We start from the raw sequence: 5,586 nt of genomic DNA, 5'->3' as shown, positions 1-5,586 counted from the left end.
GCCAGTTCCGCCACTGCCGGGGTGGGGGCGACCAGCAGTCGGTTGCCCAGGAAGAAGGTGCCGTCCACCACCCCCAGGTGGAGTGCCCGGTGCTCGTTGAGCAGGTTGCCAAGGAGCGCGCTCAGCTCATGCAGCGGCTGCCGCACGGCGGGGTGGGCCTGCGGGTAGAGCAGGACCCCCCGGATCGAGGTCATCAGCAAGGTGGCCACCTTCTGCGCCGCATCAACAGTGAAATCAGCCATCTGTCGTTGCCTTCCTCTCTACCATGCTCGCCAGTGCGGCCGAAGAGGCCTTGCCGATTCGCCCGCCACGCCTGCTGATCTCTTCCAGGTAGTTTCGCGCCATCTTGCCGCCCAGGGTGCCGATCGCCTCCACGGCGGCGACCTGCAACTCCTCCCAGCGGCCGGCGAGGAACCAGTGCCTCTTGTTCACCAGCTTAACCAAGGGCTCGATGGCACTGCTGTCGCCGATGCGGCCGAGAGCTGCCAGGGCCGCCTTCTTCAGGGGGGCGGTTTTGTGCAGCAGGTCCCGCTTCTTGACCAACTGGAGCAGCGGGTCGACGGCGCTGTGGTTCCTGGTGTTCCCCAGCCAGGTGATGACCTGCAGCCCCACGCTCTCGTCACCGTTTCGCAATAGCTCCAGCAGGACCCCGGTTGCCTCCATGCCGCCTATCTTGGCCAGGGCGCGGATCGATTCGCCGCGTACCCGCTCATTATGGTGGAAGACCGTCACCGCGAGCCCCTTCACCGCATCGCGCTGGCCGATCTCTCCCAAAACCGCGGCGGCAGTGAAGACGGTCTGCCAGCGGTCGTCGTGGAGCAGCTTGCAGAGCGCGGGAACTGCCGGTGCCCCGATACGCGACAGGGCGGCGGCAAGCGACATGGTGGCGGAGCGGGTGCGGGCGACCAGCAGCCGCTTGATGACCGGATCGACGACATCGGTACCGAGTCGGCTCAGGATCAGGGCGATCCGTTCCTTCTGTGCGAACTCCTCGTTCTCCAGGTGATCGAGGAGATGCTCGGTCGCCTCGCCGAGCACCAGCTGCTGCAGGACCACGAGGGCGCAGTCACGCTGCACGGCGCTCCTGGCGGTGTCGCGGTTTTGCTCCGCCATGGCAACGAAAACAGGGAAGAGCTCGTCGAAGTTGTGCTGCTGCTTGAGCGGCTGTGCCAAGGCCACCAGCTTGCGGGCCAGCTCGCGATAGCCTGCGTCGTCGGCCTCCACGGAGAGGCGGGCCATTACCTCGGCGAGGCTCAGCTCCCGCTCCCGTTCCTCCTTGAGGCTGGAGGGGAGGCACCACTGGTCCTCGGGCTCCGGCTCGGCTCCGCTTTGGGCCGCCGCTTCCGCGGCACCTTCGGCTGCTGCGGCGTTACGCTTGGTGAAGACGGCGCTGATGTCGATCTCGTTCACCACCAGCGAGGTTATCCCCTGGCTCTTCACCATGCGACCCAGACCTCCGGCCGCACCGATCTTGTCCGGCTCCAGCGCCAGCATCGCGATGAAGGCGGCGAACTCCTGGTAGGTGAGCTCGCTCGACAGCGACAGCCGCTGGAGCTCACGGGCAAAGAGTTCCTGGGCCAACCCGCTGATGAGCGGGCTAGTGGGAAGCGCTGTCTCCAGGCCGGCAATGCGAAAGCCGTTGCGCTGCACCACCAGGCTTATCCCGCCGTCCTTTAAGAAGCGCTCTACGCACTGAAAGGCGCCCTGGATGATCTTGTCGCGCAGCGGGTGGCTGGCCGGGTAGAAGGAGAACGCCTTGAGCGCCTTGGCCATTTCGGCCAGCGCGGTGCCACAAGCAGCAGCAACGTCGTCACACTCTTTCATGTGTGGAAGGTTATCTGTTTTGAGGTCGGACATGACATTTCCTATTACGGACGCCGCATCATAGCTGAATTAGTTATATTAATCAAATCATTACCTTGAAATTGTTACAACTGATCATTCGGAACCGGCGACACTGGTCTATCTCAGCTTTTCTTCCTGTCACCTGGGACCTCCGAGACTCAATTTGCTGCTTCTGTTGACTTGTTTGCCATTAAGGCCATATAATCCTTTCTCGCCTGACATTGGAACTCACTCCTTTTAAGGTAAACTATCCGCCTAAAGCAGGACTATGACTGAAACCGGGAGAAATCGCCTTGTCCTCTGACAGTAGCACCATCCGCAATATCGGCATCATCTCTCACATCGACGCGGGTAAGACCACCGTCTCGGAACGCATCCTCTTTTACAGCGGCGAGACCTACAAGATGGGCGAGGTCCATGACGGCATGGCGGTCATGGACTGGATGCCGCAGGAGCAGGAGCGGGGCATCACCATCACCGCCTCCACCACTACCTGCCGCTGGAAGGAGTACCGTCTCAATCTGATCGATACCCCGGGGCACATCGATTTCACGGTGGAAGTGGAGCGCAGCGTGCGGGTGTTGGACGGCGCGGTGGCCATCTTCAGCGCGGTGGAAGGGGTGCAGCCGCAGAGCGAGCTGGTCTGGCGCCAGGCCGACCGCTACCGGGTGCCGCGGGTCTGCTTCGTCAACAAGATGGACCGCGCGGGCGCCGATTATCGCCACACGCTCGCCCAGATCGGCGAGCGCCTCAAGGCGCGCCCGGTGCTCCTCCAGCTTCCCATGGGCGAGGAGACCAGTTTCAGCGGTGTCATCGATCTGCTCAGCGAGGAGGCGCTCACCTTCAGCGAGAGCGATCTGGGCAAGACGGTGCAGCGCGGCCCGGTGCCGGCAGCGTTTGCCGAGCAGGTGCGGGAAGCGCGGTTAGCGCTGACGGAGGCGGCGGCGGACTTCGACGACGAGGTGATGGGAGAGTTCCTGGAGGGGAGGGTGGCTCCGGCCGAGCAGCTGCGTCGCGCGCTCAGGCGTGGAGTGCTCGCCTGCAAGATCTTCCCGGTGCTGCTCGGGTCGGCGCTTCGCAACAAGGGGGTCCAGCCGGTGCTCGATGCCGTCTGCGACTACCTCCCTTCGCCGCTGGACGTGCCGCCGCTCTCCGGGGTGGTGCCGGCGAGCGGCAAGGAGGAGCTGGTGCAGTGCGACCCGGACGGGCCGCTGCGGGCGCTGGCCTTCAAGGTGATGGCGGAGGAGGGACGACGGCTCACCTACCTGCGTATCTACAGCGGCAGGCTCTCCGCCGGCGCTTCGCTGCTCAATCCCGCCCGCCACGCGCACGAGCGCATCAGGCATCTGTTCCACATGCACTCCCACAAGCGCGAGGAGATCCAGGAGGCGGTGGCCGGTGACATCGTGGCCGCTACCGGCTGCCAGGTGTCGCTCACCGGCGACACCCTCTGTGATCCCGGCCATCCCTTGGTGCTGGAGGGGCTCTCCGTTCCGGAGCCGGTGGTCTCGCTGGCGGTGGAGGCCAAGGGGGCCGAGGACCGGGAGCGGCTGGTGACGGCGCTCGGTTACTTCCAGTGGGAAGATCCGACCTTCCGGGTGCATGAGGATAAGGAGACCGGCCAGACCATCCTGACCGGCATGGGGGAGCTCCACCTGGAGATCATCATCGACCGCCTGCGCCGCGAGTACAACGTGCAGGTCAAGACCGGCCGGCCGCGGGTGGTGTACCGGGAGACCGTGCGCCGCCAGGTGCTGCGCCGCGAGGTGTTCATGCGGGAAGCGGAGCGGCGTGCGGAGAGCGCCGAGGTGGTGCTGCAGGTAGCGCCGCTGCCGCGCGGAAGCGGGGTACAGCTGCAGCTCCCCAAACCGGTGGCCCCCATCACCCGCGAGCTCCTCAACGCCGTGGAGCAAAGCCTGCAGGAGGGTGTGCAGGGGGGCTGCCAGACCGGCTACCCGCTCACCGACATCGAGGTGAAAGTGCTGGAGGTACCGGTCGAGCCAGGGACGCCGGTCCCCCCGGAAGCGGTCTTGAGGGCGGCTGCCCGTCGCGGCATGACCATGGCGGCGCGCGAGGCCGGCGTGTTGCTGCTGGAACCGATCATGTCCCTGCAGTTGGAGGTTCCCGGCGAGAGCATCGGCAAGGTGCTGGGGACGCTGCAGCAGAAGCGGGGGCGGGTGGAGGGGCTCGACAAGCGTGCCGATATCGAGCTGGTGCGGGCGACCGTGCCGCTGGCGGAGATGTTCGGCTACATGACCGATCTGCGCAGCGCCACCAAGGGGCGGGGGAGCTTCACCATGGAGTTCCAGCGCTTCGACGAGGCACCGGCCCAGGTCCAGCGGCAGTTCGGGCTGTAACCTTTGTCAACTCCCCCCCTCTCCCCTGAAGGGGCGAGGGGGTAATTCCCGAAAAAGTTCCTCGGCACAACACGAGGCATAGTGCTAAAGCTTGTTAGGGGAGATTAGCGCTTCCCTGGCCCGGTCGCCTATCGAATCGAGCGGCGTTTTCTCCAGCAGGGCGAGTAAGGTCCGGAAAAGCTTCACTCGCCGTTCCGCCATCACCTGCAAAAGAGCTTCCCTTCCTTCTCCTTCCGGTACCCCCATTCGCACCAGATCCCCAAAGACGTCGACGTCGTGCAGCTTTCCCAGTGCGTCCTGGTACTCCTTCAGGGTTTTGTGGAGATATGGGTAGGATTCGCCGAGAAAGGGGGCGAGCAGTTCCAGCCGGTAGCGCAGCTTCTTCACGGCGATCCTGAGCCGGTGCTGGGCGGCTCCGTCAGCTTCCTGCAGGGCGGCGGGGAGGAGTTTGCCGACGGTGGCGGCCCGCTCGCTGATGGCTTCCCCTGCAAAGGAGAGCACATCGACGAAGGGATCGCTGCCGGCGGAGAAAAAGAGGTTGCCGTCCTCGCGGATGGTGTAAAAATCCGCCTTCAAGGGCTCGGGATCGAACTGCGCGAACTCCTGTTCCAGCTTTTCATGTACCTGCTCCCGCTCGAGCCTCAGCCCTGCCAGAAGTTCCTGCACCTGCTGCCGACAGTGCGAGCTCTCCTTGGTCGTGAAACGCGAAAAGAAGCGGACCGCCTCGTCGGTGTTGCGAAGCTCCCCCAGCATCCTGGTAACCTTTTTCACCTTTTTGGCCAGCCGCTTCCTCTCCTTCTCGGGAAAACAGGGGGAAAACAGGAAGAGCCCCTCGCGAAGTCTGCGGGAGGCGACCCGCAGGTCGTGGACCTCGTCTTCCTGGTAGGCCTGGGCGACCTCGCTCCAGCGGGAAAAAAAGTCCGCGCCGTGCTGGGCGATGAGCGAGCGGGAGGCGATCCAGAGAGGGGCCGAGCTGGTAAGTTGAAAGTTCTGTTCACTGCCGGATTTCATGGTGACGCCTTCTTGTACCTGCGGAACCGTTCGGCTCTTACTGCAGCCTCTCTTTCATTTTCCCCGATAGGTCCGACTGTGCAATCATTTTTCGATAATGTGCCGGCCCGGGGCACTGTCTTCCCCTTCTTTGGTAAGGCAGCTGAAACTGTGGAAGCTTGGTGGGGCCGGGCTGAAAGCGAGGGGCAGGGTCATCGGGACTGGGTGATCAGGAATTCCATGACAGACAGTAGGTTGCGCAGCCTTTTGAAGAGTTTGTTCTTTTCCTTGATGTCTTCGGTGCTCCTCAGTTGTTCCTTCAGATGGTTGTATTGTTGGAAGCTTACCTCGAAGGGGCTTACAGATTTCACAGCCTCGTCTCCTTTGTTGGTTA

4 protein-coding genes and 1 pseudogene are annotated in these 5,586 nt (G+C 63.6%); 1 reads left to right on the top strand and 4 read right to left on the bottom strand.

The features are described from left to right. Together VJ604_RS09125 and VJ604_RS09120 are read right to left on the bottom strand one after the other, a co-directional pair. Positions 1-242: pseudogene (locus VJ604_RS09125) on the bottom strand (phosphohydrolase); the annotation flags it as partial. Then, positions 235-1,824 carry a HEAT repeat domain-containing protein gene (locus VJ604_RS09120; RefSeq protein WP_324081783.1) on the bottom strand — a complete coding sequence of 530 codons (1,590 nt, stop codon included), beginning with the start codon at positions 1,822-1,824 and terminating at the stop codon, positions 235-237. The gene VJ604_RS09120 and the pseudogene VJ604_RS09125, both read right to left, overlap by 8 nt. Positions 1,825-2,138: 314 nt before the next feature. Between VJ604_RS09120 and fusA the strand changes: the two genes are divergently transcribed. Beyond that, positions 2,139-4,202, top strand: coding sequence for an elongation factor G (gene fusA, locus VJ604_RS09115; protein ID WP_324081781.1), 2,064 nt, complete (start codon positions 2,139-2,141; stop codon positions 4,200-4,202). 84 nt (positions 4,203-4,286) lie between these two features. Here fusA and VJ604_RS09110 read toward each other — a convergent pair whose 3' ends face one another. Together VJ604_RS09110 and VJ604_RS09105 are read right to left on the bottom strand one after the other, a co-directional pair. After that, positions 4,287-5,213, bottom strand: a complete 927-nt coding sequence (locus VJ604_RS09110; RefSeq protein WP_324081779.1) for a CHAD domain-containing protein — start codon at positions 5,211-5,213, stop codon at positions 4,287-4,289. A gap of 191 nt (positions 5,214-5,404) precedes the next feature. Next, positions 5,405-5,586: hypothetical protein (locus VJ604_RS09105; RefSeq protein WP_324081777.1), on the bottom strand; the 182-nt coding region annotated here is incomplete at its 5' end.

The sequence above is a fragment of the Geomonas sp. genome (genome assembly GCF_035254065.1).
GTDB lineage: Bacteria > Desulfobacterota > Desulfuromonadia > Geobacterales > Geobacteraceae > Geomonas.
The sequence above is the reverse complement of the archived record's forward strand: the minus strand, read 5'-3'. Positions and strand labels throughout refer to the sequence as shown.

Excerpts from the sequence above, each read along its gene's own strand:
- VJ604_RS09120 (WP_324081783.1), bottom strand. The coding sequence starts at position 1,824 with ATGAAAGAGTGTGACGACGTTGCTGCTGCTTGTGGCACCGCGCTGGCC.
- VJ604_RS09110 (WP_324081779.1), bottom strand. The coding sequence starts at position 5,213 with ATGAAATCCGGCAGTGAACAGAACTTTCAACTTACCAGCTCGGCCCCT.